Annotated in this window: 23 protein-coding genes; 22 read left to right on the top strand and 1 reads right to left on the bottom strand. The window is 31.8% G+C overall.

Annotation, left to right across the window (positions count from 1 at the left end):
- Positions 1 to 10: 10 nt before the first annotated feature.
- The 8 genes from ffh to G9F70_RS16350 all read left to right on the top strand — a co-directional run bounded on the left by ffh (position 11) and on the right by G9F70_RS16350 (position 5,758).
- Positions 11 to 1,360, top strand: coding sequence for a signal recognition particle protein (gene ffh / locus G9F70_RS16385; RefSeq protein WP_164944208.1), 1,350 nt, complete (start codon positions 11 to 13; stop codon positions 1,358 to 1,360).
- 43 nt (positions 1,361 to 1,403) lie between these two features.
- A complete protein-coding gene (rpsP, locus tag G9F70_RS16380) occupies positions 1,404 to 1,646 on the top strand; it encodes a 30S ribosomal protein S16 (protein ID WP_164944207.1) in 243 nt (80 codons plus the stop codon).
- Between the two features lie 34 nt (positions 1,647 to 1,680).
- On the top strand, positions 1,681 to 1,908 hold the full coding sequence (locus G9F70_RS16375; RefSeq protein WP_124999039.1) for a KH domain-containing protein: 228 nt from the start codon (positions 1,681 to 1,683) through the stop codon (positions 1,906 to 1,908).
- Positions 1,909 to 2,038: 130 nt separating this feature from the next.
- Positions 2,039 to 2,530, top strand: a complete 492-nt coding sequence (rimM, locus tag G9F70_RS16370) for a ribosome maturation factor RimM (protein ID WP_164944206.1) — start codon at positions 2,039 to 2,041, stop codon at positions 2,528 to 2,530.
- Entirely contained in the window at positions 2,527 to 3,249 is a 723-nt protein-coding gene (gene trmD / locus G9F70_RS16365; protein WP_164944205.1) for a tRNA (guanosine(37)-N1)-methyltransferase TrmD, read from the top strand. The genes rimM and trmD overlap by 4 nt, the downstream gene beginning before the upstream one ends.
- Positions 3,250 to 3,433: 184 nt before the next feature.
- Complete coding sequence (rplS, locus tag G9F70_RS16360; RefSeq protein WP_164944377.1) at positions 3,434 to 3,781, top strand: 50S ribosomal protein L19; 348 nt, start codon at positions 3,434 to 3,436, stop codon at positions 3,779 to 3,781.
- A 109-nt stretch (positions 3,782 to 3,890) separates the two neighbouring features.
- Positions 3,891 to 4,736, top strand: a complete 846-nt coding sequence (gene ylqF, locus G9F70_RS16355; RefSeq protein ID WP_124999341.1) for a ribosome biogenesis GTPase YlqF — start codon at positions 3,891 to 3,893, stop codon at positions 4,734 to 4,736.
- Positions 4,737 to 4,948: 212 nt separating this feature from the next.
- Entirely contained in the window at positions 4,949 to 5,758 is an 810-nt protein-coding gene (locus G9F70_RS16350) for a ribonuclease HII (RefSeq protein ID WP_164944204.1), read from the top strand.
- Between the two features lie 53 nt (positions 5,759 to 5,811).
- Here the strand turns inward: G9F70_RS16350 and G9F70_RS16345 are convergent, their stop codons facing one another.
- Positions 5,812 to 6,186, bottom strand: coding sequence for a YraN family protein (locus tag G9F70_RS16345; protein WP_164944203.1), 375 nt, complete (start codon positions 6,184 to 6,186; stop codon positions 5,812 to 5,814).
- 156 nt (positions 6,187 to 6,342) lie between these two features.
- On the opposite strand from G9F70_RS16345, the gene G9F70_RS16340 reads away from it, so the two are divergent.
- The 14 genes from G9F70_RS16340 to G9F70_RS16275 all read left to right on the top strand — a co-directional run bounded on the left by G9F70_RS16340 (position 6,343) and on the right by G9F70_RS16275 (position 25,218).
- On the top strand, positions 6,343 to 7,866 hold the full coding sequence (locus tag G9F70_RS16340) for a YifB family Mg chelatase-like AAA ATPase (RefSeq protein WP_164944202.1): 1,524 nt from the start codon (positions 6,343 to 6,345) through the stop codon (positions 7,864 to 7,866).
- A 35-nt stretch (positions 7,867 to 7,901) separates the two neighbouring features.
- Positions 7,902 to 8,984, top strand: coding sequence for a DNA-processing protein DprA (dprA, locus tag G9F70_RS16335; RefSeq protein WP_164944201.1), 1,083 nt, complete (start codon positions 7,902 to 7,904; stop codon positions 8,982 to 8,984).
- A 34-nt stretch (positions 8,985 to 9,018) separates the two neighbouring features.
- Entirely contained in the window at positions 9,019 to 11,142 is a 2,124-nt protein-coding gene (gene topA / locus G9F70_RS16330) for a type I DNA topoisomerase (protein ID WP_164944200.1), read from the top strand.
- 233 nt (positions 11,143 to 11,375) lie between these two features.
- A complete protein-coding gene (gene codY / locus G9F70_RS16325; protein ID WP_164944376.1) occupies positions 11,376 to 12,152 on the top strand; it encodes a GTP-sensing pleiotropic transcriptional regulator CodY in 777 nt (258 codons plus the stop codon).
- A 292-nt stretch (positions 12,153 to 12,444) separates the two neighbouring features.
- Complete coding sequence (gene rpsB, locus G9F70_RS16320) at positions 12,445 to 13,146, top strand: 30S ribosomal protein S2 (RefSeq protein ID WP_164944199.1); 702 nt, start codon at positions 12,445 to 12,447, stop codon at positions 13,144 to 13,146.
- A gap of 137 nt (positions 13,147 to 13,283) precedes the next feature.
- On the top strand, positions 13,284 to 14,204 hold the full coding sequence (gene tsf, locus G9F70_RS16315; RefSeq protein ID WP_164944198.1) for a translation elongation factor Ts: 921 nt from the start codon (positions 13,284 to 13,286) through the stop codon (positions 14,202 to 14,204).
- Positions 14,205 to 14,275: 71 nt separating this feature from the next.
- Positions 14,276 to 14,998 carry a UMP kinase gene (gene pyrH, locus G9F70_RS16310; protein WP_164944197.1) on the top strand — a complete coding sequence of 241 codons (723 nt, stop codon included), beginning with the start codon at positions 14,276 to 14,278 and terminating at the stop codon, positions 14,996 to 14,998.
- Positions 14,999 to 15,019: 21 nt separating this feature from the next.
- Positions 15,020 to 15,577: a ribosome recycling factor gene (frr, locus tag G9F70_RS16305; protein WP_164944196.1), complete on the top strand. Its 558-nt coding sequence runs from the start codon at positions 15,020 to 15,022 to the stop codon at positions 15,575 to 15,577.
- An 81-nt stretch (positions 15,578 to 15,658) separates the two neighbouring features.
- On the top strand, positions 15,659 to 16,426 hold the full coding sequence (locus G9F70_RS16300) for an isoprenyl transferase (RefSeq protein ID WP_164944195.1): 768 nt from the start codon (positions 15,659 to 15,661) through the stop codon (positions 16,424 to 16,426).
- A gap of 11 nt (positions 16,427 to 16,437) precedes the next feature.
- On the top strand, positions 16,438 to 17,244 hold the full coding sequence (locus G9F70_RS16295) for a phosphatidate cytidylyltransferase (RefSeq protein ID WP_164944194.1): 807 nt from the start codon (positions 16,438 to 16,440) through the stop codon (positions 17,242 to 17,244).
- Positions 17,245 to 17,569: 325 nt separating this feature from the next.
- Entirely contained in the window at positions 17,570 to 18,730 is a 1,161-nt protein-coding gene (locus tag G9F70_RS16290) for a 1-deoxy-D-xylulose-5-phosphate reductoisomerase (protein WP_164944193.1), read from the top strand.
- Between the two features lie 14 nt (positions 18,731 to 18,744).
- The gene (gene rseP / locus G9F70_RS16285) at positions 18,745 to 19,782 is read left to right on the top strand and encodes an RIP metalloprotease RseP (RefSeq protein ID WP_164944192.1); all 1,038 of its coding nucleotides are present in this window, start codon (positions 18,745 to 18,747) and stop codon (positions 19,780 to 19,782) included.
- Positions 19,783 to 19,794: 12 nt separating this feature from the next.
- Complete coding sequence (gene ispG, locus G9F70_RS16280; RefSeq protein ID WP_164944191.1) at positions 19,795 to 20,844, top strand: flavodoxin-dependent (E)-4-hydroxy-3-methylbut-2-enyl-diphosphate synthase; 1,050 nt, start codon at positions 19,795 to 19,797, stop codon at positions 20,842 to 20,844.
- 24 nt (positions 20,845 to 20,868) lie between these two features.
- Complete coding sequence (locus G9F70_RS16275) at positions 20,869 to 25,218, top strand: PolC-type DNA polymerase III (RefSeq protein ID WP_164944190.1); 4,350 nt, start codon at positions 20,869 to 20,871, stop codon at positions 25,216 to 25,218.
- Positions 25,219 to 25,271 lie beyond the last annotated feature (53 nt).

Below are 25,271 nucleotides of genomic sequence, written 5' to 3'. Positions count from 1 at the left end.
GAGGTTTATTATGGCTTTTGAAGGATTATCTTCTAAGTTACAAGATACCATAAAAAAATTAAAAGGTAAGGGTAAGCTTTCCGAAAAAGATATTAAAGAAGCTATGAGAGAAGTAAAATTAGCATTGCTTGAGGCAGATGTTAATTATAAAGTAGTTAAGGATTTTGTGAAAAATGTTAGTGAAAAGTGTTTAGGTAATGGAGTGTTAGAAAGCTTAACACCTGGGCAACAGGTTATCAAAATTGTTAATGATGAGTTAACTAATTTAATGGGTAATGCAGAAAGTAAATTAGAGTTTTCTGTAAATGGATTAACAGTAATAATGCTGGTAGGTCTTCAAGGTGCTGGTAAAACTACAATGGGTGGAAAACTTGCTCTTTCATTGAAAAAGAAAAACAAAAAACCACTATTAGTTGCCTGCGATGTATATAGACCAGCTGCAATTAAACAATTGCAGGTAGTAGGAAAGCAAATTGATATTCCGGTATTTACTATGGGAGATAAGGTTAGTCCTGTAGATATAGCAAAAGCATCCTTAGCATTTGCCAAGGATAATGGTAATAATGTAGTTATAATAGATACAGCAGGAAGACTTCATATAGATGAAAATTTAATGGAAGAACTTCAAAATATAAAATCCAGTGTGCAGCCAAGTGAAATAATGCTTGTTGTAGATTCTATGACAGGACAAGATGCAGTTAATGTAGCAGAAAGTTTTAACTCGCAGCTAGATATAACTGGAGTGATTTTGACTAAATTAGATGGAGATACAAGGGGCGGAGCAGCGTTATCTATTAAAGCAATAACTGGCAAATCTATAAAATTTGTTGGTGTTGGTGAAAAAATGAATGATTTAGAAGTTTTCTACCCAGATAGAATGGCATCAAGGATACTTGGTATGGGTGATGTACTTTCATTAATAGAAAAGGCACAGCAAGCTATAAATGAAGATGAAGCAAAAGAACTTGGAAATAGAATGCTTTCTCAAGAATTTAATTTAGATGACTATTTAGCAATGATACAGCAGATGAAAAAGCTTGGACCATTAAACAAGATACTTGAAATGATGCCAGGTGCTAATAAAAAAGAATTGCAGGGTTTAGATTTGTCCAAAAGCGAAAAGGATATGGGAAAAGTTGAAGCTATTATAAAATCAATGACTTCATCAGAAAGAAAACATCCTAGTATGATTAGCAGCTCTTCTTCTAGAAAAAAGAGAATTGCAAATGGGTCAGGTACTTTGGTACAACAGGTAAATAAGTTGTTGAAAGATTTTGAAATGGCGAAGAAAATGATGAAGCAAGCAAAAGGATTCCAAAAGCCTGGTAAAAAAGGTTTATTTGGTAAAATGCCTTTTTAATAAAAAAACTTTGGTAGTGAATAAATTTAAGGAGGTGATATACATGGCAGTTAAAATAAGATTAAAAAGAATGGGCGCTAAACATGCTCCATTTTATAGAGTAGTAGTTGCAGATTCAAGAGCACCTAGAGATGGAAGATTTATCGAAGAAATAGGATACTATAACCCAACAACAGAGCCAACAACTATTAAAATTGATGTTGAAAAAGCAGCTAGTTGGATTAAGAATGGTGCACAACCTTCTGATACAGTTAAAAGATTACTTAAAAAAGTAGCAGTCAACTAGAAAAGTTTGTAAGTAATGAATGGAGGAGTTTTCCATGAAACAGTTACTTGAAGTATTGGCAAAGTCTTTAGTTGATAAACCAGAAATGGTAGTAGTAAACGAAGTAGCACATGAGCATACAGTGGTTCTTGAATTATCTGTTGCTCATGAGGATATGGGAAAAGTTATAGGAAAACAAGGTAGAATAGCTAAAGCTATTAGAACTGTTGTAAAGGCAGCTGCTGTTAAAGAAAACAAAAAAGTAGTTGTTGAAATAAAGTAAGAGTTGGGTTCTGCCTAACTCTTATTTTAATTAAATATTGGGGTTTATCTACAAGGGAAATTTAAATAAATAGTTTTTATTGTTAAAATCATAGTTATTCATATAAGCAATATTGAAAGGAGGGTTTTAAATGAAAGATTTTATGAGTGTAGGTCAGATTGGTAAAACACATGGATTAAAAGGTGAAGTTAAAGTTTTTTCACTAACAGATTCGCTTGAAAGATTTAAAAAATTAAAAAGTGTGTATATTGATGGGGAAATTAGAAAAGTTGAAGGCTGTAAACTTCAAGCAGATAAAGCAATACTAAAAATTGAAGGTATAGACAGCATAGAACAGGCAGAATTATATAGAAACAAGTATTTGATGATTAGTCGTGAAGATGCTATTAAACTTCCGGAGGGTAGCTATTATGTAGCTGACCTTATAGATTGCAGTGTTTATGACTCAGATGGAGAAGAACTAGGAAAAGTATTTGATGTTCTTCATACTCCCGGTAATGATGTATATTGGGTTAAGGGAAATAAAGAAGTGCTTATTCCAGTACTTAAGGATATCGTGGTTAGTATAGATATTGATAAACGCGAGATAATAATTAAGCCAGTGAATGAATGGCAAGAATGAAAATAGATATTTTAACTCTATTTCCTGAAATGTTTGAAATTTTCAACCAAAGTATCATTGGAAGAGCCATAGAGAAAAATATACTGGATATTACACCTCATAATATTAGGGATTATGCCTTAAATAAGCACAAAAAAGTAGATGATTACCCTTATGGCGGTGGAGCAGGAATGGTAATGCAAGCTCAACCACTAGTTGATAGTATTAAGGATGTTAAATTGCATAATGCTGGAAAGGTAATATTTTTGGGGCCAAGAGGGGTTACATTTACTCAAGAAATTGCAAAGCAGCTATGCCAGGAAAGTGAATTGATATTCATATGTGGTCATTACGAAGGTATTGATGAGCGAACCTATGATTATATAGATATGGAGCTATCTTTGGGCGATTATGTTTTGACAGGTGGAGAAATGGCATGTATTCCTATAGTGGATAGCATTTGTAGGTTAATTCCAGGGGTATTATCTAGTAGTGAGAGTTATACAGAAGAATCTTTTTATGATGGAGTATTAGAATATCCTCAATATACAAGACCGGAATCTTTTGAAGGCGTTGTGGTACCACAGGTATTGACCTCAGGACATCATGAAAATGTACGAAAGTGGAGAAGAGTGCAATCACTTTTAATAACTAAAGAAAAAAGACCTGATATGTTTGAAAAGCTTAAACTTACCAAGGAAGATAAAAAACTATTAAGCGTGGAATTAGAAAAAAAGTAGTATAAGCAACAAAGATTTATTTGAAATAAAATAAATAATATCATATATATGGGTATAAAAAATATTTTTATGTTGATATATATATATATATATGATAAAATGTAGCTTGTGCTAGTACGGACGGTCCTCTGCCCATATTATAATGAGTATGAACGTCACAATAAAATTTTAGGAGGGAATGCACATGTTAGAAATTATAAGAGAAATAGAAGCAGAACAAATTAGAACAGACTTACCGAAATTTGGTGCAGGTGATACTGTTAAGGTTCACATCAAAATCAGTGAAGGTAACAAAGAAAGAATTCAAGTATTTGAAGGAACTGTTCTTAAAAGACAAAATGGCGGTTTAAGAGAAACTTTCACAGTAAGAAGAGTAGCATCTGGTGTTGGTGTTGAAAAAACATTCCCAGTAAACGCTCCAGTTATTGAGAAAATTGAAATCGTAAGATTAGGTAAAGTTAGAAGAGCTAAACTATTCTACTTAAGAGATAGAGTTGGTAAGGCTGCAAAAGTTAAAGAAAGAATGAGATAAAATTGGGGGCTGCAGAGTCCCTTTTTATTTTTAAGCTACTTTAAGAAGGAAGAGCCTTTATAAGGCTTTATCCATTAAATAGTATGGAAAGGATTTGATAAGCATGAGTATGACCATAAATTGGTTTCCAGGTCATATGGCAAAAACAAGAAGACAAATTCAAGAGAGTTTAAAACTTGTTGATGCTGTAATAGAAATTAGAGATGCAAGAATAGTTAAATCAAGTGCCAATCCACAAATTGATGAGATTTGTAAAGATAAGCCTAGAGTCATTTTATTAAACAAAAGTGATTTAGCTGAAGATAAAGTAACTAAAGAATGGATTAAAAATCTTACAACTGATACTGTAAAACCATTGGCTGTAAATAGTATTACAGGTGAAGGATTAAAAAGTATAAAGCCTATTCTTGATGAATTATTAAAAGAAAAACAAGATAGACAGAGAAAAAAAGGATTAGTTAATATAGTTACTAGAGTTATGGTAGTTGGTATACCTAATGTTGGTAAATCTTCTTTTATAAATAAGTTGGCCAAAAACAATATTGCTAAAACTGGCGATAGACCAGGGGTTACTAAAAGTAAGCAATGGATAAAAACTAGCTTAGGCATAGAACTAATGGATACTCCAGGAGTATTATGGCCTAGATTTGAAGATGAAGAAGTTGGGCTTAATTTAGCATTTACAGGGGCTATAAAAGATGAAATTATGGATATTGAGGAATTAGCCCTTAGATTAATTGAAAGACTTCAGACCAATAATGCACAAAGATTAATGGAAAGATATAAACTTTCAGAAATCATGGAGAATCCACTAGACAATATGGATAACATAGGGAAAAAAAGAGGAGCTGTAATTTCTGGGGGTAACATTGATTATAATAGGATAGCGGTTATGCTTTTAGATGAATTTAGAGGCGGAAAATTAGGTGCTATATCTCTAGAAAGAGTAAAATAAGTTTAAAATATTTTATAAGGATATCATATTTAATTTTAAATTTATTAAATATACAACTTTCTGTTTAAAAGTAGATTACAAGCATTAATTGCTATCTACTTGTAAAAATAACGGAAGGTTGTCTTTTTTTTAGGATTAATTAAGATAAGTTAATATTGCAGCTTGGAAGAAGATAGACAGCTGCGCATGTCATGATTTAAGGAGAAAATGTAATGGAGTTTAATATTGATTTTTCAAACATGAGCTATAGTGAAATACATAGTTATGTATTAAAAATTGAAAACGATATCAATAGAGAAAGTATAATAAAAATGTTATTACAAGACGGTAGGAAAACCGTTCAAAAACTAGGTGACAAAATGTATAAAAGTATTGAGTTAAAAGAAAAGGAAATTCAGCGAGTAAAAAAAATGTACGAATTCGATAAAAATTTTGGAAACTATAAATACATTGCTGGGGTTGATGAAGTGGGACGAGGTCCTCTAGCTGGCCCTATAGTAGCAGCGGCTGTAATATTAGATTTAAAAGCAAATGAAGAGAGCGATTTAATCCTAAGAGCAAACGATTCTAAAAAATTATCAATATCTTGCAGAAAAGAACTATCATATATTATTAAAGAAAAAGCCTTAGCCTATAAAATCATTGCTATTGATAATAAAATTATTGATGAAAAGGGTGTTGGATTTTGTAATAATCAAGTGTTTTTAGACTGCTGTGAGGCGATTTCTATTGTGCCTGATTTAGTTTTATCTGATGGATACAAAATAAAAAACTTTTCTAGTTTAAATGAGTTTGTGATAAAAGGAGATACTAAAAGTATAAGTATCGCTTGTGCTTCTATAATTGCAAAAGTATACAGAGATGAACTGATGCTAAAGTATCATGAGGAGTACCCCAATTATGGTTTTGACAGAAATGTTGGATACGGTACGCAAGAACATGTGCTTGCAATAAAAAAATATGGAACTACTCCAATACATAGAAAAAGTTTTTTGAGAAACATACTAGAAAATAATAATTAACGAAAAATTTACAAAGGTACTTTTAAATTACAAAAGTGCCTTTGTTTTTTTTCCTAAAATCCTAATTGAAAAGCATCCTGGATATGATTAACTGAAAAATTATTATTATCATGACTTAGCAAGACCTCTATAACATCAAATCTAAAATTACAGTCAATAATATTTTTTCTTAAAATATATACCTCAGCTGTTTTATGAATTTTATGCTGCTTTGAAAAAGTGACTGATTCAGCGGGCACACCAAAATTCGTTCCATATCTAGTTTTGACTTCTATAAAACAAATGTAACCTTTATTTGTGGCTATTAGGTCTATTTCGCCACATTTGCATCTGAAATTTTTTTCTGAAATCCTATATCCTAAATTTTTTAAATAATTTTCTGATATATCTTCACCAAGTGATCCGACATCTTTATTGAAAGCCTTCATGAATAAAACACCCTTCCACAAGTTTATTAATTTGTATACTAATAATTATGTACATAAAATTAAAAGTTAATGTAAATTTTATTTAATATTAAGTTTACTGAATTTTATTTTGTCAATAATTATGTAATAACAAATAATAAGGGTAAAGGTGATAATATGGCAATACAAATTATGTCTGCTGCATTTACAGGAATTAAAGGGGTTTTAGTTACAGTTGAAATTGATATTACTCGGGGACTCCCTGCGCTAAACATTGTTGGTCTTGCAGATGTTTCAGTTAAAGAATCAAAAGAGCGAGTACGATCTGCAATACTAAATTCAGGCTTTGATTTTCCAGTAAATAGAACAACTATAAATTTAGCACCAGCGGACCTCAAAAAAGAAGGTTCTCTATTTGATTTACCAATAGCTATAGGTATACTGCTAGCAACTAAACAAATAATAGTTAATGATATTAATGATTATCTTTTTATAGGTGAATTATCACTATCGGGTGAACTTAAAAAAGTAAGAGGTTCATTACCGGTGGTCATGGAGGGGATTGAAAATAAAATTGAAAAGTTTATAGTTCCGACGAACAATGCAAAAGAATGTAGTCTTGTTAAAACTGCAAAGATATTTCCTTTAGATAATTTAAATGGAGTAGTGGATTTTTTAAATTATAAGGATTTAATGCCTTATAAGCAGTGCACGGATCTAGAGATATTAATTAATGAAGAGTTAGATTATGAGGATGTTATGGGGCAAGAGAGTTCGAAACGTGCCATTGAAGTAGCTGCGGCTGGAGGGCATAATTTGCTTATGTATGGACCACCAGGTTCTGGAAAATCAATGATGGCAAAGAGGATTCCCACTATATTACCCTCCCTAAGTCAGGAGGAGTCACTGGAGGTTACTAAAATTTATAGTGTTTCTGGAAAGCTCGATGGTAATTGCGGGATTATTCTGCAAAGACCTTTTAGAAATCCTCATCATACTATATCACGGATTGCTTTGGTTGGTGGTGGAAATAAAATAATACCTGGAGAAATATCTTTAGCACATAAAGGGGTATTGTTTTTAGATGAAATATTAGAGTTTAAAAAGAGTGTAATAGAAATATTAAGGCAGCCTCTAGAGGAGAGAAAAATCACTATTTCACGGTATAACGGAACTGTTGAATATCCATCAAATTTTATGTTTGTAAGTGCTTTAAATCCGTGCCCCTGTGGATATTACGGCTCTTATGAAAAGCAATGTAGTTGTAGTGATTATGAAAGACGAAGGTATTTGAGTAAACTGAGTGGACCATTACTGGACCGCATTGATATTTTTACAGCAGTGAATCTTTTGCCTTATAATAAAATAGCGGGTGTAGCGAATAGCGAAAAATCTGTGATTATAAAAAAAAGAGTTGAAGCAGCAAGAAAAATTCAAGAAAAAAGATTTAGCCAAGATATAATTCATTGTAATGCAGAAATGAGTCAAAAGCTAATTAAAAAATACTGTCATTTAGATAATAGTGTTAGTAAAATCATGGAACTTATGTATGATAAATTTAATCTAAGTTCAAGGGCGTATTCTAGGATTCTTAAGGTAGCTAGGACTATTGCAGATTTGGATAGCAGTAAAAATATTTTAGATATACATATCATTGAAGCTATGCAATACAGAAAATTTATAGATGAAAGAATAATTTAATTAATAAAAAATTAATATACTGGAGGTATAATGATATGAATGATTATGATATATGGTTTTCACTAGTTAAATTAGCCCCTAAAGTTAAGCTGAAATTAATAAATGATTTCCATGACACAGAAAAAATATGGTATTATAGTGTACATAGCAAAAAAACAGAATATTTTAAAAATAATTTAATGGATATACTAAATAATGCCTGGAATGAAAGTGAAATTGCTAATATAAAAACAAGCTTAGAAATAAATGAAATAAAATCAATATCCTATCACGAAGATAAATATCCTAAGAAATTAAAAAATTATGAGGATGCACCATTTGCATTATTTTATAAAGGGAACATAACGCCCATAAATGAAGGATATAATATTTCTATAGTAGGAGCAAGGAAGTATTCAAATTACGGAAAGGATGTTACTAAAATTATATGTAAAGATTTATGTGCCAATAATATTAATATTGTTAGTGGAATGGCTAAGGGAATTGATACTTTTGCTCATGAGAGCTGTTTGGATAATGAAGGTTATACTTGTGCAGTTTTGGGCTCGGGCCTTGATATAGTGTACCCTAAAGAAAACTTTAAAATTTTCAATAAAATAGTCGAAAAGGGCTGCGTTATTTCAGAATTTTTACCGGGAACACCGCCATATGCCTACAATTTTCCACTAAGGAATAGAATAATAAGCGCTCTAAGTGATATTATTATAGTAATAGAGGCTGGTGAGAAAAGTGGGTCCCTAATTACAGCGAATTTAGCTCTTGAGCAAGGTAAGGATGTTATGGCTGTTCCAGGGTCTATATTTTCAGCGGAAAGTAAAGGAACAAACAAATTAATTAAAGATGGAGCCTTCCCATTGACAGCCGCAAATGATATATTTAATTTAATTGGAATAGAAATGAAAAATCAAAATGAGACAACTGTAAGGTCTTTTAATAGGGAAATTCATAGTGGAGTATATAGCATTATAAATGATACTCCGTTACATATTAACGATATTATTAGAATAACTAACATTGACATAAAACAATTATATGAGGTATTATTTGAAATGCAGATTAAAAATGAAATATTATGTTTATCAGGAAACTATTATGTAAGAGTAAACAACAAAATATAAGTTAAAGATATAATACATTGATGGAGGGGATAAGATGGGACAAAAACTTGTTATAGTTGAGTCACCAGCAAAAGCTAAAACTATAAAAAAATATTTAGGTAGTAATTATATAGTTGAGGCGTCCATGGGACATGTTAGAGATTTGCCAAAGAGTCAATTAGGGGTTGATACAGAAAATAATTATCAACCTAAATATATAACTATTCGTGGTAAAGGTGAACTACTTGATAAATTAAGAAAAGAAGCAAAAAAATGTGACAAAATTTACTTGGCTACTGACCCTGATAGAGAAGGTGAAGCCATAGCTTGGCATCTAGCAAAAGCCTTGAAGATAGATGACAAAGAAAAATGCAGAATAGAATTTAATGAGATAACAAAAACAGCTGTTAAAAATGCCATAAAAACTCCAAGAGTAATAAATGCAACTCTAGTAGATGCGCAACAAGCAAGGCGTATACTGGATAGATTAGTTGGATATGAAATTAGTCCTATACTTTGGAGAAAAGTTAAATGGGGACTTAGCGCTGGGCGTGTTCAATCAGTTACGCTTAAAATAATCTGTGACAGACAAAAGGAGATAGAAAAATTCATCACTAAAGAGTATTGGAGCATAGAATGTCAGCTCTTTAAAGACGGAGAGAAACAGAAGTTAAATGTTAAATTAACTTCTAAGGGTGGAGAAAAAATTGAAATAAATTCTAAAGAAGAAAGCGAGATTATTATTAATTCACTTAATGAAAAAGAGTTTATTGTAAGCAAGATAAAAAGATTATCTAAAAGTAAAAATCCACTACCACCATTTACAACAAGTACCCTTCAACAAGATGCATACAGAAAACTTAATTTTGCAACTAAAAGAACTATGTCTATTGCTCAAGAATTGTATGAAGGCATGGAGATAGAAGGACATGGGACAGTAGGACTAATTACATATATGAGAACTGATTCCACTAGAATATCTGAAGAAGCCCAAATAAATGCAAAAGACTTTATTTGTAGTAAGTATGGGGAGAAATACTATCCGGGTACTCCTAGAATATTTAAAAGTAAAAAAAATATACAAGATGCTCATGAAGCTATTAGACCTTCTTATGTTGAAATAACGCCAGAAATAGCGAAAAAAACTCTAAAAGCTCCACAATACAAGCTGTATACAATGATTTGGAATAGATACGTATCAAGCCAAATGGCATCATGCTTACTTGACACTATTTCTATAGACATTATTAACGGAGAATATATGCTTAAGGCATCAGGTTCTAAAGTAGCCTTTGATGGATTTAGAAAAGTTTATAATGAAGAGCTTGATGAAGAAGAAAATAATTTGAAAATTTCAGAATTGAATGAAGAGGATATTCTAAAAAGTGAAAAAACTGAAGGGAAACAGCATTTTACGCAACCACCTGCAAAATATTCAGAGGCATCTCTAGTGAAATCATTAGAAGAAAATGGTATAGGCAGACCGAGTACTTATGCACCAATTATTACAACTCTCCTAAACAGGAGGTATGTAGAAAAAGATAAAAAAACATTGGAAGTAACAGAACTGGGGCATATAGTAAATAACATTGTAAGTGAATATTTCAAACAAATAGTGGATATTGAATTTACAGCACAGATGGAGAATAATTTAGATTTTATAGAAGAAGGACAAGAAAAGTGGCAAAATATAGTTGATGAATTTTTTACACCATTGAAAAAAGATATTGAAATTGCTGAAAAAGAGATAGCTAAAATTACCATTGAAGATGAAGTTACAGAGGTAGAATGCGATAAATGTGGTAAGTTCATGGTAATAAAACATGGGAGATTTGGAGATTTTTTGGCATGTCCCGGGTATCCAGAGTGCAAAAATACAAAAGCAATTACTAAAGAGTTAGAAGTTCCTTGCCCTAAATGTGGAGGGAAAATTTTAGAACGAAGAAGTAAGAAGGGCACTAAATTCTACGGATGTAGTAATTATCCAGAGTGTGATTTTGTAAGTTGGTTTGAACCCACTGAAATAAAATGTTCTTTGTGTGGTGTGTATATGTTAAAAAGGTATAGCAAAACTAAAGGGGAATATATGGAATGCTCAAATAAAGAATGTAAACACAAGGAATACAAAGTAGAGGAGAATACCGAAGAAAATGCCGAAGAAAATGCCGAAGAAAAGTAAAATCGAGGTAAAATCACCAGATTTTTTAATAAATATATAAATATTATGTCGAAATTTATGAAAACACTGTTGATATAGAATGAATACTATGATATTATAAATAGAGAAGGAACGATTCTAAAAATTTAAAATATTTTGATTTCTATCTATTCAGAAGTAGTTTTTGAAAAACTTGCTTTATGAGTTGGGTTAAATAATATAGATTGTGTTTTATAACATAAACGAGGAGGAATATTGTGTCACTATTAGCTAAAACAAGAATGTTAAATAAAATATTGCAAAAATCAGGAACAGAGCCTGTAGTTTTTGATGATATTTGTAATTTGCTAAGCGATGTACTGCAGTGTAGTGTGTATATTATTAGCAGAAGAGGTAAAATACTTGGTTATAATTTATCAAGCGGATATGAATGTGATATTATGAAAGATGAAATTATAAAAAATATGAGGTTCCCAGAAAATTATAATAATAGTTTACTTAATATCAATGAAACAAGAGAAAATCTTACTAACAAAAAAAACTGTGTATTCGAAGATAGTAAGGAATGTGCAATAGAAAATAAAATAACAACAATTGTACCAATAAACGGAAATAGAGAAAGACTAGGTACTCTTTTACTTGCAAGATTTGATAAAGATTTTACAGATGAAGATTTAGTTTTAGTTGAATATAGTGCTACTATAGTTGGTCTTGAAATTTTGAGATCGAAAAATGATTTGATAGAGGAAGAAGCAAGGAAGAAAGCTGTAGTGCAACTTGCTATTGGAACTTTATCCTATTCAGAACTCGAGGCTGTACAACATATTTTTAACGAATTAGATGGTACTGAAGGATTGCTAGTAGCATCTAGAATAGCAGATAAAGTTGGAATAACGAGATCTGTTATAGTCAATGCACTTAGAAAATTTGAAAGTGCAGGAGTAATAGAATCAAGATCACTTGGAATGAAGGGTACTCATATTAAAATTTTAAATGATAAACTAATGGATGAACTTAAAAAAATAAAATAAATTGAGTCAGGGCAATGAGGCCCTGACTCATTTTTTTTTTTTTATTTTTAAAGTATAAATATGTATTAAATGAGCATTTTAATAAATGTATTATTTTTTAATTCTATTAAAAATCCTTTAGTATATTAAAAGTTTTTGGCTTTATTGAAAATTTTTATTGAATAGATATTTAGCATGTGATACAATAAGTCCGTGAGAAAATACACACATTGCTTGATTATGGAAGGGTGCCAATATTTGGTCTTCAATAAGATGATAGTAATGGAGGTAAAAACCAAGGAGGTTACTATTAATGGCAGTTATTTCAATGAAACAATTATTAGAGGCAGGTGTTCATTTTGGACATCAAACTAGAAGATGGAACCCTAAGATGGCTCCTTACATATTTACAGAAAGAAACGGAATATACATTATCGATTTACAAAAAACAGTTAGAAAAATCGATGAGGCATATGACTTTATTAAATCTGTATCTGAAGAAGGTAAGGATATCCTATTCGTAGGAACAAAAAAACAAGCTCAAGAAGCTATTAAATTTGAAGCTATAAGATCAGGAATGCATTTTGTAAACAATAGATGGTTAGGCGGAATGTTAACAAACTTCAAAACAATTAAAACAAGAATACAAAGATTAGAAGAATTATATAAAATTGAAGAAGATGGAGTTTTTGAAGTTCTTCCTAAAAAAGAAGTTAGTAAACTTTTAAATGAAAGAGAAAAACTAGAAAAGAATTTAGGCGGAATCAGAAGTATGGATGCGAGTAAAATTGGAGCTCTATTTATCGTAGACCCAAGAAAAGAAAAAAATGCAATCTCTGAAGCTAAAATTCTTGGAATCCCTGTAGTTGCTATAGTTGACACTAACTGTGATCCAGATGAAGTTGATTATGTAATTCCAGGTAATGATGATGCTATAAGAGCAGTTAAATTAATAACTGAAAGATTAGCTGATGCTATTATAGAAGGAAGACAAGGCGAACAATTAGCTGAATAATAGTAACTATATTTATCTAATAAGAATAGTAGCTATATTTATCTAAAACATAATTATGAAATAACATTTGAGGGGTAGGTGGAAGTTAATTCTTTCATTTACCTTTTAAGTTAGATAGGAATAGGAGGAAATAAATAATGATTACTGCAAGCATGGTTAAAGAGTTAAGAGAAAGAACTGGGGCTGGAATGATGGATTGTAAAAGAGCTCTAAGCGAAACAGAGGGTGATATGGATAAAGCTATTGAACTTTTAAGAGAAAAGGGGTTAGCAGCAGCAGCTAAAAAAGCTGGAAGAATAGCTGCAGAAGGATTAGTATGCACAGCTATTTCAGAAGATATGAAGGCTGGATCTATTGTAGAAGTTAACTGTGAAACAGATTTCGTTGCTGATAATGAAGATTTTATTACTGTAGCAAAAAACGTAGCAATTCAAGCAATGCAAAATTCTTCAACTACTATTGATGAATTTGTTTCAGAAAAATACATAGCTGATCAAGCAATTACTATTAATGATGTTGTTACAGCACTAATAGCAAAATTGGGTGAGAACATGTCTGTGAGAAGATTTCAAAAGTTTGCTATTGAAAAAGGTATAGTTCAAAGCTATATACATGGTGGCGGAAGAATAGGAGTTTTAGTAGAACTAGCTTGCGACAAACAAGATGACGTGTTAATTCAGATTGCTAAAGATGTTGCAATGCAAATAGCAGCTGCTAGTCCACTATTCTTAGATAATACATGCGTTGATCATGAAACTTTAGAAAAAGAAAAAGAAATATACAGGGTTCAAGCTTTAAACGAAGGAAAACCAGAAAAAATCGTTGAAAAAATGGTTATGGGTAGAGTAAATAAATATTATAAAGAAGTTTGTTTGCTTGAACAAGTTTGGGTTAAAAACGCTGACTATACTATTACGAAATATCTTCAAGAAGAATCTGCAAAACTTGGTGCTGAAATAAAGATAACAAGATTTGTAAGATTTGAAAGAGGCGAAGGAATAGAAAAGAAGGAAGAAAACTTTGCTGAAGAAGTTCAAAGACAAGTGCAAGGTAAATAATAATTAAAGGGAACACTGCGTGTTCTCTTTTTTAAAATAAGTAATACTTTAAATTTGGAGGTGTAATGTTTATGGAGGTTGCTAAGTATAAAAGAATTATGTTAAAGATTTCCGGAGAAGCACTAGCTGGCGTGCAGGGATTTGGAATAGACTTTGATATTACAAATGATATAGCACTTCAAATAAAAGAATTGGTAAAACTCGGTGTTGAAATAGGAATAGTTGTTGGTGGTGGAAATATATGGCGTGGTAGAAGTGGTGAAGGTATGGACAGAACTACTGCAGATTATATGGGGATGATGGCAACTTGCATCAATGCATTAGCGCTTCAAGATTCACTAGAAAATCTAGGAGTTAATACTAGAGTACAAACTGCCATTGAAATGAAAGAAGTAGCAGAACCATTTATAAGAAGAAGAGCAATGAGACATTTGGAAAAAGGTAGAGTTGTTATATTCGCAGCCGGCACAGGAAATCCATATTTTTCAACTGATACAACAGCAGCACTCAGAGCAGCAGAAATAGAAGCTGAAGTAATTCTGCTGGCTAAAAAAGTTGATGGTGTTTACGATAAGGATCCACATATTTATAAGGATGCAGTGAAGTTTGAGGAGCTAAGTTATATTAATGTGCTTGAAAAAGGGCTTCAAGTTATGGATTCTACTGCTACATCATTATGTATGGACAACAATATACCTATATTAGTCTTTGGACTTGATAAACCAGAAAATATAAAAAGAGCAGTTTTAGGAGAAAAAATTGGTACTTTAGTAACTGCTTCTATTAAAGAATAACAATAATATGGAGGGAATTCTATGATTAAGGGAATTATTAGTATTGCTGATGAAAAAATGAATAAAACTATTGCTGTTTTAAAACATGAGTTTGAAAGTATGAAAGCAGGAAGAGCAAATCCTAAAATGCTAGATAGGGTTCAGGTTGAATGTTATGGTAGTTTTGTGCCACTAAGTCAACTAGCAAACATTTCTGCACCAGAACCTAGAGTATTGCTTATTCAGCCTTGGGATAAATCATCTATGAAAGATATAGAAAAAGCTATATTGAAATCTGATTTAGGATTAAACCCATCGAATGATGGTTCTGCGATTAGATTGATTATTGCTGAACTTACTGAGGAAACAAGAAAAACACTGCTTAAAACTGTTAAGAAAGCAGGAGAAGATGCTAAAGTAGCCATAAGGTCTATTAGGCGAGACGCTAATGATAAAATTAAGGCTTTGAAAAAAAACAATGAAGTTACTGAGGATGAAGTGAAGAAATCAGAAGATACCATCCAAAAGGAAACAGATAAATTTATTAAAGAAGTAGATAAAATGATAGACACTAAGGAAAAACAAATAATGGTAGTTTAGTATATAATTTTAAATAGAACCTGCAGTTATGCAGGTTCTATTTAAAATTATATTATAACTAATAAAAAGGAGAGAATTTTATTGAAAAAATTATTCGCTTTTTTAAAAAAAGATAAAAATATAAGCACTAATATTGATTTAGATACGAAAAGAATACCTGTGCATATTGCTATTATAATGGATGGAAATGGAAGATGGGCCAAGCAACGTAATCTGCCTAGAGCACTTGGGCACAAGGCTGGTGTAGAAACAATAAGAAAAATTGTAAAAGAATGTAATAATCTAGGGGTTAAATATTTAACACTATATGCATTTTCCACTGAAAATTGGAATAGGCCAATGCAAGAAATAGATGCACTAATGAAATTATTAGTAGAATATTTAAAAAATGAATTCGAGGAATTAAACGCTAATGATGTTGTTATTAATTCTATTGGTAACATATCGAAGTTACCAAGGATATGTAGAGTGGAACTGGACAATGCTTATGAAAAAACAAAGAATAATAAAGGCTTAGTTTTAAATTTAGCTTTAAATTACGGTGGAAGAAACGAAATAGTGGATGCTGTAAAAGAAATTTCACTAGATCTAATTAACAAAAAAATATCAAAGGATGAAATAACCGAAGAGTTATTTTCAAAATATATGTATACGGGGGAAATGCCAGATCCAGATCTTATAATAAGGCCCAGCGGAGAGCTTCGATTAAGCAACTTTTTACTTTGGCAAAGCGCATACTCAGAATTTTGGTTTTCAGATATTAATTGGCCCGATTTTAATGAGAAGCATCTAACACTTGCAATAGTGGATTACCAAAAAAGAGACAGAAGATTTGGAAAGGTTAAATAGGGGAGAAAATTATGAATAATAGATATATAGGAGCACTTATTCTAGCACCGCTAATAATATTTTTATTTTTAGGGGGAGTTTACCTAAAATATCTTGTAATGGTACTTTCACTTTTGGGTATGTATGAGTTCTACAAAGTTTCTAGGAAAAAACACTATAAGCCCATGGGACTTATAGGATATATTTTATGTATAGTATATTACTTAAATATGGGAAATGATTTTTCAAGTAGTTTTAATATATACATTTTGATAGGGGCAATTTTCTTGATGTTATGTATTCCTGTGATTTATACAAATTATAATTTTGTGGATGTGGCTCTCACTATATTCGGTTTTTTGTATGTGGCAGTATTTTTTAGCTTTATAGTATTTACAAATAGTAAACCCTATGGTGGATATTTAGTCTGGATTATATTTATTTGCTCATGGGTTTGTGATACGTCAGCTTACTACTGCGGAAGATTTTTTGGTAAAGGAGGTATTCATAAGCTATGCCCTAAAGTTAGCCCTAATAAAACAATTGAGGGTTCAATCGGAGGCTTACTTGGAAGTACTATAGGGTGCACAATTTATGGTTATGCTATTTCAAAATATGGTGTTCCTATTCAATTATATCATTTTGTTATAATTGGTGTTCTTTGTGGGATTGTTGGACAATTTGGAGATTTAATTGCTTCATCTATAAAAAGATTTGTAGGAGCTAAAGATTATAGTAGTCTTATACCGGGACATGGCGGAATTTTGGATCGGTTTGATAGTATTCTATTTGTATCCGTGGGAGCATTTTATTATATTACATTTGTATTAGGATTATAAATTCACATAATGTTAAAAAAACATATATTTAGCAGAATGCAAAAAACTATTCGTAGTTATTATTAACTCAATTGAATAATTGGCATTGGCGAAAATATATGATTTTATATTTCAAAGTAATATTTCCACTGATTATGGAATTATACTACATATGTAGTAATATCTTATATAATAGGAAATGTTACTACTCGCTTTATTTTAGTAGATAAATATGTTATATTAAATGCTGTATAATAAGGTAAAACTAATATTGTAGATTCGAAGAAGATAAACAGTTGCGCAAGTGATGATTTAATTATAGCAATACACGAATGGAGAGATTTGCATGAAGAAGGTTACTATTTTAGGAGTTACGGGGTCCATAGGAACTCAAACTTTAGATGTTATTCGAAATGATATTCATAATTTTGATATTGTAGGAATATCTGCCAATACAAATTGGAAAAAAATTATACCCATCATAGAGGAATTTAAACCTAAATATGTTGCCATGATGGACAGGGAAGCTTCAGTCAAACTTGAAAAACATTGCAGGGATAAAAATTATTCAACAGAAATTTTGCAAGGACTGGAAGGTTTAAACTATATAAGTACACTAGCAGAAGTTGATGTTGTAGTAACATCAGTTGTAGGTATGATAGGACTTGTTCCTACTATAAAAGCTATACATGCTGGAAAAGATATCGCTTTAGCTAATAAGGAAACACTAGTGGCGGCTGGTGGCCTTGTAATGGAGGCAGCTAGAAAAAACCATGTAAATATTTTACCGGTTGATTCAGAACATGGTGCTATTTTTCAATGTCTTCAAGGTAATAGGTTGGAGAGCGTTAATAAAATAATACTAACTGCGTCAGGTGGACCATTTAGAGGGAAAAGCAAACAGCAATTAGTGGAAATAAAACCGGAAGAGGCACTAAAACACCCTAAATGGAATATGGGCAAAAAAGTATCTATTGATTCTTCAACGCTTATGAATAAAGGGCTTGAGGTTATAGAAGCACACTGGTTATTTGGTGTAGATTACGAAAATATACAAGTAGTAGTTCATCCTCAAAGTATAATACATTCTATGGTAGAATACATAGACGGAAGTGTAATAGCACAACTAAGTTCTACTGACATGAGATTACCTATTCAATATGCTATTAACTACCCAGAAAGAAAAGACGTTGTTATTGATAAATTAGATTTTTATAATATGGGTAATTTGACTTTTGAAAAGCCGGATATGGATACTTTCAAATGTCTTAAATTAGCTTATAGTGCGGGAAAAATGGGCGGTAATATGCCTGCTATAATGAATGCAGCTAATGAAGTAGCGGTTGAATTATTCTTAGATAATAAAATAAAGTATCTTCAAATAGAATATATTATAGAAAAATGTATGAATAAATTTGAGCACCAAACCAGGCCTAATTTAGAAGAAATTTTAGAAATTGATTTAAAGGTAAGAGAATACGTAAGAAATAATTATGATAAAGAATAGGGAGGGGAATTACTATGAGTAGTATTATAGCAAATATACCATATTTTATTATGGCCATATTAGCATTTAGTCTTTTGATTATAATACATGAATTAGGTCATTTTGCTATGTGTAAGCTAAATGGAGTAAAAGTATATGAATTTTCACTAGGAATGGGGCCAAAACTTTTTGGAATAAAAGGAAAAGAAACAGAGTATTTAATTAAGGCATTTCCTATTGGTGGATATGTTAAAATGGAAGGTGAAGATGAAGGAAGCAATGATCCGAGAGCTTTCAACAATAAAACTCCAGGTCAAAAATTAAGCATAGTTTCAGCAGGTGCAATTATGAATTTAATTTTAGCGGTGGTTTTATTTGCTATTGTAGGAGCTTCAGAAGGGTATGTATTACCTATAATAGGGCAAGTATCCCCTAATAGTCCAGCAATGCAGGCCGGAATAAAAGTTGGAGACGAAATTACTAAGGTTAATGAAGTTAAAGTAGATAGATGGGATCAAGCTTTAAATGAGATTTTGGCTTCTAAAGGTGAAAGTATGAATATTGAAATAGTAAGAAATTCAAAGGCAGAAAAAATTACAGTAAAACCTATTATGAATGTCAAAGAAAAAAGATTCGTGATAGGAATTGCAGCTTCTAATTTAGAAAAAAAATTAAACTTTGGTCAGTCTGTGGGATATGGATTTAATCAAACTATTGGTACAGCAAAACAAACTTTTGGATTTTTCGGTAGCTTATTTCGCGGCCAAGTTTCTGCCAATGATGTTGGGGGACCAGTAAGTATAATAAAAATATCAACAATGGCGGCACACGCTGGCCTTGTGAAATTACTTTTTCTTACTGCACTACTTAGTGTGCAACTGGGAATATTCAACATAATACCTTTTCCAGCTTTGGATGGAGGATGGATTTTTATACTGTTATTTGAAATAATATCAGGTAAAAAATTAGATGAAAATAAAGTTGGAGCTGTAAATAATATTGGATTTATGGTTTTAATGGCAATAATGGTATTAGTAGTCATTAAGGATATAGTCAGTCCAATAAAATTCTAGGAGATGAGGACTATGAAAAAACGCGAAACCAAGAAGATTAAAGTTGGAAGTATATATATAGGTGGAGACTCGAAGGTAGCGGTGCAGTCTATGACAAACACTGATACAAGAGATGTAGAGGCTACTGTAGCACAAATTCTTTTGTTAGAAGAGGCGGGCTGTGACATTGTACGATGCGCAGTGCCGGATATGCTAGCGGCAGAGGCTATTAAAGATATTGTAAAAAGAATTCATATACCCTTAGTTGCAGATATTCATTTTGACTATAGGCTAGCATTAAAATCTATTGAAAATGGCATAGCTAAACTAAGGATTAATCCAGGGAACATTGGTAGTATTGATAAAATAAAATTAGTTGCAAAAGCAGCCAGTGATAAGAGTATTCCTATTAGAATTGGTGTAAATTCAGGATCATTAGAAAGTGATATTCTTGAAAAGTATGGTCATGTATGTGCGCAGGCACTAGTGGAAAGTGCCTTAAGGCATGTTGAGATATTAGAGAGTTTAAATTTCTATGATATAGTTATTTCTATAAAGTCTTCTGATGTAGTAATGATGATTGAAAGTTATAAATTAATATCAAGTAAGGTAGATTATCCACTGCACCTAGGCGTTACTGAGGCTGGAACTACATGGCGAGGAACAATAAAATCAAGTGTGGGCATTGGAGCACTACTAGCAGATGGAATTGGAGACACTATAAGGGTATCTCTAACTGGAGATGTAGTAGACGAGGTTAAAGTTGCTATAGAAATTTTAAAATCTTTGGGCTATATTGATGATGGAATTAAATTTATATCATGCCCTACTTGTGGTAGAACTCAAATTAATCTTATAAAAATTGCAAATGAAGTAGAGCAGAGACTGGCAAATTGCCATAAGAACATAAAAATAGCAATAATGGGGTGCGTCGTTAATGGTCCTGGTGAAGCAAGAGAAGCTGATATTGGAATCGCTGGAGGCAAAGGAGTTGGCCTAATATTTAAAAAAGGCGAAATAATTAAAACTGTTAAGGAAGAAGATCTAGTGGAAGAACTTCTTCGCGAGATAGATAAACTATAAAATGTCACATCAGGAGGAATACTAATGAATGTAAGCCTAGCTGAAATGTTAAAAAATGATTTTGATTCAAACGAACAAACATTAGTAGATGATATTAAGGTACTCCGAGTTCAATACCTTAAAAAAAGCAACAAATTAAGGGTAATAATAAAATCTTTTGTAAATATAGATGATTATAAAAAACTACTAATCAAAAATATTATTTCAAAACGGTTAAGTAGTTTTGAAGATATACAATTAATTTGTTACCAAGATGTATCAAATGCCACAATAGAAGATGTAGCAGATAAGTTTTGGTTAGATGTTGTCAATGTAATAGCTACCTCACAACCATCAAGTAAGGATAGTTTGTTAAAATCTTCTAGAACTATTGAAAATGGTACGTTGAAAATTCAGTGTGGTAATGATTTTATGTGCAAAATTCTAAGAGACAAAAACATAGAACTTCTTTTAAAAAACACTATAAATGATATGTTCGGAGTTAATTCACTTATTAAATTAGAGCATAACAGTGAACTTTCTAAAGAAGAGGATCTCGGAAAAAAAGAAAAGGAAAATCAAACTATAATCAATGAGATTATTAAAAATATAAATGTAGAAAAGAAAGATAAACCACAGAGCAGTAGTCAAGGTAATAGTCAAAATAAAGATTTAAGCAACAGTAATAAATGGAATAAAGGTAATGGGCAAGGTTATAAAAAAAATGAGGTTGCCGATGAAAACACAATAATGGGAAGAAATATAAATGGCGAAAATATAGAAATACAAGATATAAATGAAACTTCAGGAATAGTATGTGCCTGTGGTGATATTTTTAAAGTAAATATAATAGAAACAAAAACAGGAAGAATAATTATAACGTTTTTTATTACGGATTACACAAGTTCAATTACAGTGAAATGTTTTCCAAAGCCTAAAGATGTAGAAAAGATTATGGAAGAAATTAAAGTAGGACTTTATTGTAAGCTGCGTGGAGAAGCAAGTTATGATACCTATGCAAAAGAAGTTGTTATAATGGCAAGAGATATAGTAAAGCTAAAGAAAATAGAAAGAATGGACAATGCGCAGGAGAAAAGAGTTGAACTTCATATGCACACTCAAATGAGTGCAATGGATGGAATGACTCCAACTTCTAAACTTATTGAAAGAGCTGCTAAATGGGGACACTGCGCAGTAGCAATAACTGATCATGGTGTAGTGCAAGCTTTTCCTGAAGCCATGGATGCAGCAAAAAAGAATAATATTAAGATTATATATGGTGTAGAGGGTTACCTTGTAGATGATGGAGTTCCTATTGTTATTAATAATGAAAATGAAACTTTAGATGATTGCTTTGTAGTATTTGATATAGAAACAACGGGTCTATCCAGTGAAAATGATAGAATTACTGAAATTGGGGCAGTTAAAATTGAAAATGGGAAAATAGTAGATAGATTTAATGAATTTGTAAATCCAGGAATAGATATACCTTACAAGATCACAGAACTTACTGGAATAACAAACGAAATGGTGGAGGATGCAGACTCTATTTGCGAAATTCTTCCTAAGTTTTTAGAGTTTACACGGGGTAGCGTGGTAGTAGCTCATAATGCTGCTTTTGATACAGCTTTTATTATAAAAAATGCACAGAGGTTAGGACTCGTCTTTGAAAATGCAATTATGGATACAATCCCACTAGCAAAGTTTTTACTTCCAACTCTGAAACGTTTTAAGCTTAACACTGTGGCTAAGCATTTAGGCATTTCATTAGAAAATCATCATAGAGCTGTAGATGATGCTAAAGCTACTGCAGAAATATTATTACATTGCTTTGGTTTATTAAAAGAAAAAGATATTTTAGACTTAGATACACTAAATAAAAAGTTTTTAGGTGATTTTGATATAAAAAAGGCAAATACCTATCATGTGATTATTTTAGTGAAAAATCTAATAGGTCTTAAAAATCTTTATAAGCTTATTTCAATTTCAAATTTAGAACATTTCCATAGAAGGCCTAGACTTCCTAAAACATTAATTGAAAAATATAGAGAAGGTCTTATAATTGGATCCGCCTGTGAAGCTGGGCAAGTATATAAGGAAGTGCTTCAAGGGAAATCGGAAGAAAATATTACAAGCATTGTAGAATTTTATGACTATTTAGAAATACAACCCCTCCTAAATAATAAATTTTTGATTAAAAATGGCATGGTAAAAGATGAAAATGAATTAATGGATATTAATAAAAAAATATGTGCTTTAGGAGAAAAAAATAATTTACCAGTAGTGGCTACAGGAGATGTGCACTTTTTAGATGCCTCAGATGAAGTGTTTAGAAGGATTTTAATGGCTGGTAAAGGTTTTTCAGATGCAGATGACCAACCACCTCTATATTTTAAAACGACTAATGAGATGTTAAAGGAGTTTGCTTATTTAGGAGAAAAAAAATGCAGGGAAGTAGTAATTGTAAATCCAAACAAAATCGCTGAACTTATAGAAGTTATAAAACCAATACCGGATGGAACTTTTCCACCTAAAATAGAGGGTGCAGAAGATGAAATTCGCAAGATGACCTTGGATAAAGTTCATTCAATATATGGCGATGACTTACCAGAAGTAGTCCAAAAAAGATTGGACAAGGAATTAAACTCTATTATAAATAATGGATATGCTGTACTGTATCTGATAGCTGCAAAACTAGTAGCAAAATCTCTTGCTGACGGCTATTTAGTAGGTTCGAGAGGTTCAGTTGGATCTTCTTTTGTAGCCAATATGTCTAATATAACAGAAGTAAATGGCCTTCCACCCCATTATGTATGTCCGAGCTGTAAAAAGAGTGAATTCTTTTTAGATGGATCTATTGGTTCAGGCGCTGATTTGCCTGGAAAAGAGTGCCCAAATTGTGGTGCACAATATATGAAAGATGGTCATGATATTCCATTTGAAACCTTCTTAGGCTTTGAAGGAGATAAAGAACCAGATATAGATTTGAATTTTTCAGGAGAAAATCAAGCAGACATCCATAGATATACAGAGGTACTATTTGGAAAAGGGCATACTTTTAAAGCAGGGACTATTGGAACCATTGCTGACAAGACTGCTTATGGATATGTGAAAAAATATTTAGGTGAAAAAGATATTATGGTGCCCCAAGCCGAAATAGAACGGCTTGTACTTGGGTGTACTGGTGTTAAGAGGACGTCAGGGCAACATCCAGGTGGAATAATGGTTGTTCCAAGCGACAATGAGATATATAATTTCTGTCCAGTACAACATCCTGCAGACGACCCAACATCAGATATTGTTACAACACATTTTGACTACCATTCCATAAGTGGTAGGCTATTAAAACTTGATATACTTGGTCATGACGATCCTACAGTACTTAGGATGCTTCAAGACTTAACAGGACTTGATCCCAAAACTATCCCATTATCAGATCCTAAGGTTATAAGTTTATTTACGTCACCAAAAGCATTGGGGCTTACCATTAAAGAATTGGGTTGTGAAGTAGGAAGTTATGGTCTGCCAGAGTTTGGTACAAAATTTGTTAGACAGATGCTACTCGATACTCAGCCAAAATCCTTTGCAGACCTTGTTAGAATTTCAGGATTATCTCATGGTACGGACGTATGGATTAATAATGCACAATATTATATTAAAGAAGGATTTACAACATTAAAAGATTGTATTTCTACAAGAGATGATATTATGGTATATTTAATGCAGAAGGAGCTTCCGCCTAAAACGGCTTTTACTATCATGGAGAGTGTAAGAAAAGGTAAGGGACTTAAGGAAGATGATGAAAAGATAATGAGAGAACATGATGTTCCTGATTGGTATATAGAATCCTGTAAAAAAATAAAGTATATGTTTCCTAAAGGGCATGCAGTAGCTTATGTAATGATGGCGGTAAGAATAGCCTACCATAAGGTATATTATCCTAAGGAATACTATGCTACTTACTTTACAATAAGAGCAGATGACTTTGATGCGGATTTGATTGCAAAAGGTGAGAGTGCTATAAAATTTAAAATGGATGAACTAACGGCTATGGGTAATGATATAGGAACTAAAGAAAAAGGACTTCTAACAACCCTTGAATTATCTTATGAGATGTTTAAAAGAGGAATTAAATTATTAAATGTGGATCTTTATAAATCTGATGCTGTTAAATTTAAAATTGAAGATGATGCAATAAGACCACCATTAAACGGTCTTGAGGGTGTAGGAGAAAATGCTGCTAAAAGCATAGTTGCCATAAGAGATGAAGGTGAGTTCATTTCAAAAGAAGATTTGAGAACTCGTTGCAAAATTTCTAAAACAGTGGTTGAAGCATTAGCGAATCATGGATGCTTAAAAGGGCTGCCTGAGACAAATCAGTTGTCGTTTTTTTAGCGAAATATAATTAGCCCTTGAAATAGCAAATTTTATATGATAGAATAATACAT

It is taken from the genome of Clostridium sp. FP1, from assembly GCF_011065975.2.
Lineage (GTDB): Bacteria > Bacillota > Clostridia > Clostridiales > Clostridiaceae > Clostridium_AD > Clostridium_AD tagluense.
This window is presented reverse-complemented; position numbering and strand designations above follow the sequence as displayed.

Bases quoted from the DNA above. Each gene is read 5' to 3' on its own strand.
- ffh (WP_164944208.1), top strand. From the start codon at position 11: ATGGCTTTTGAAGGATTATCTTCTAAGTTACAAGATACCATAAAAAAA.
- rpsP (WP_164944207.1), top strand. From the start codon at position 1,404: ATGGCAGTTAAAATAAGATTAAAAAGAATGGGCGCTAAACATGCTCCA.
- G9F70_RS16375 (WP_124999039.1), top strand. From the start codon at position 1,681: ATGAAACAGTTACTTGAAGTATTGGCAAAGTCTTTAGTTGATAAACCA.
- rimM (WP_164944206.1), top strand. From the start codon at position 2,039: ATGAAAGATTTTATGAGTGTAGGTCAGATTGGTAAAACACATGGATTA.
- trmD (WP_164944205.1), top strand. From the start codon at position 2,527: ATGAAAATAGATATTTTAACTCTATTTCCTGAAATGTTTGAAATTTTC.
- rplS (WP_164944377.1), top strand. From the start codon at position 3,434: ATGTTAGAAATTATAAGAGAAATAGAAGCAGAACAAATTAGAACAGAC.
- ylqF (WP_124999341.1), top strand. From the start codon at position 3,891: ATGACCATAAATTGGTTTCCAGGTCATATGGCAAAAACAAGAAGACAA.
- G9F70_RS16350 (WP_164944204.1), top strand. From the start codon at position 4,949: ATGGAGTTTAATATTGATTTTTCAAACATGAGCTATAGTGAAATACAT.
- G9F70_RS16345 (WP_164944203.1), bottom strand. From the start codon at position 6,186: ATGAAGGCTTTCAATAAAGATGTCGGATCACTTGGTGAAGATATATCA.
- G9F70_RS16340 (WP_164944202.1), top strand. From the start codon at position 6,343: ATGGCAATACAAATTATGTCTGCTGCATTTACAGGAATTAAAGGGGTT.
- dprA (WP_164944201.1), top strand. From the start codon at position 7,902: ATGAATGATTATGATATATGGTTTTCACTAGTTAAATTAGCCCCTAAA.
- topA (WP_164944200.1), top strand. From the start codon at position 9,019: ATGGGACAAAAACTTGTTATAGTTGAGTCACCAGCAAAAGCTAAAACT.
- rpsB (WP_164944199.1), top strand. From the start codon at position 12,445: ATGGCAGTTATTTCAATGAAACAATTATTAGAGGCAGGTGTTCATTTT.
- tsf (WP_164944198.1), top strand. From the start codon at position 13,284: ATGATTACTGCAAGCATGGTTAAAGAGTTAAGAGAAAGAACTGGGGCT.
- pyrH (WP_164944197.1), top strand. From the start codon at position 14,276: ATGGAGGTTGCTAAGTATAAAAGAATTATGTTAAAGATTTCCGGAGAA.
- frr (WP_164944196.1), top strand. From the start codon at position 15,020: ATGATTAAGGGAATTATTAGTATTGCTGATGAAAAAATGAATAAAACT.
- G9F70_RS16295 (WP_164944194.1), top strand. From the start codon at position 16,438: ATGAATAATAGATATATAGGAGCACTTATTCTAGCACCGCTAATAATA.
- G9F70_RS16290 (WP_164944193.1), top strand. From the start codon at position 17,570: ATGAAGAAGGTTACTATTTTAGGAGTTACGGGGTCCATAGGAACTCAA.
- rseP (WP_164944192.1), top strand. From the start codon at position 18,745: ATGAGTAGTATTATAGCAAATATACCATATTTTATTATGGCCATATTA.
- ispG (WP_164944191.1), top strand. From the start codon at position 19,795: ATGAAAAAACGCGAAACCAAGAAGATTAAAGTTGGAAGTATATATATA.
- G9F70_RS16275 (WP_164944190.1), top strand. From the start codon at position 20,869: ATGAATGTAAGCCTAGCTGAAATGTTAAAAAATGATTTTGATTCAAAC.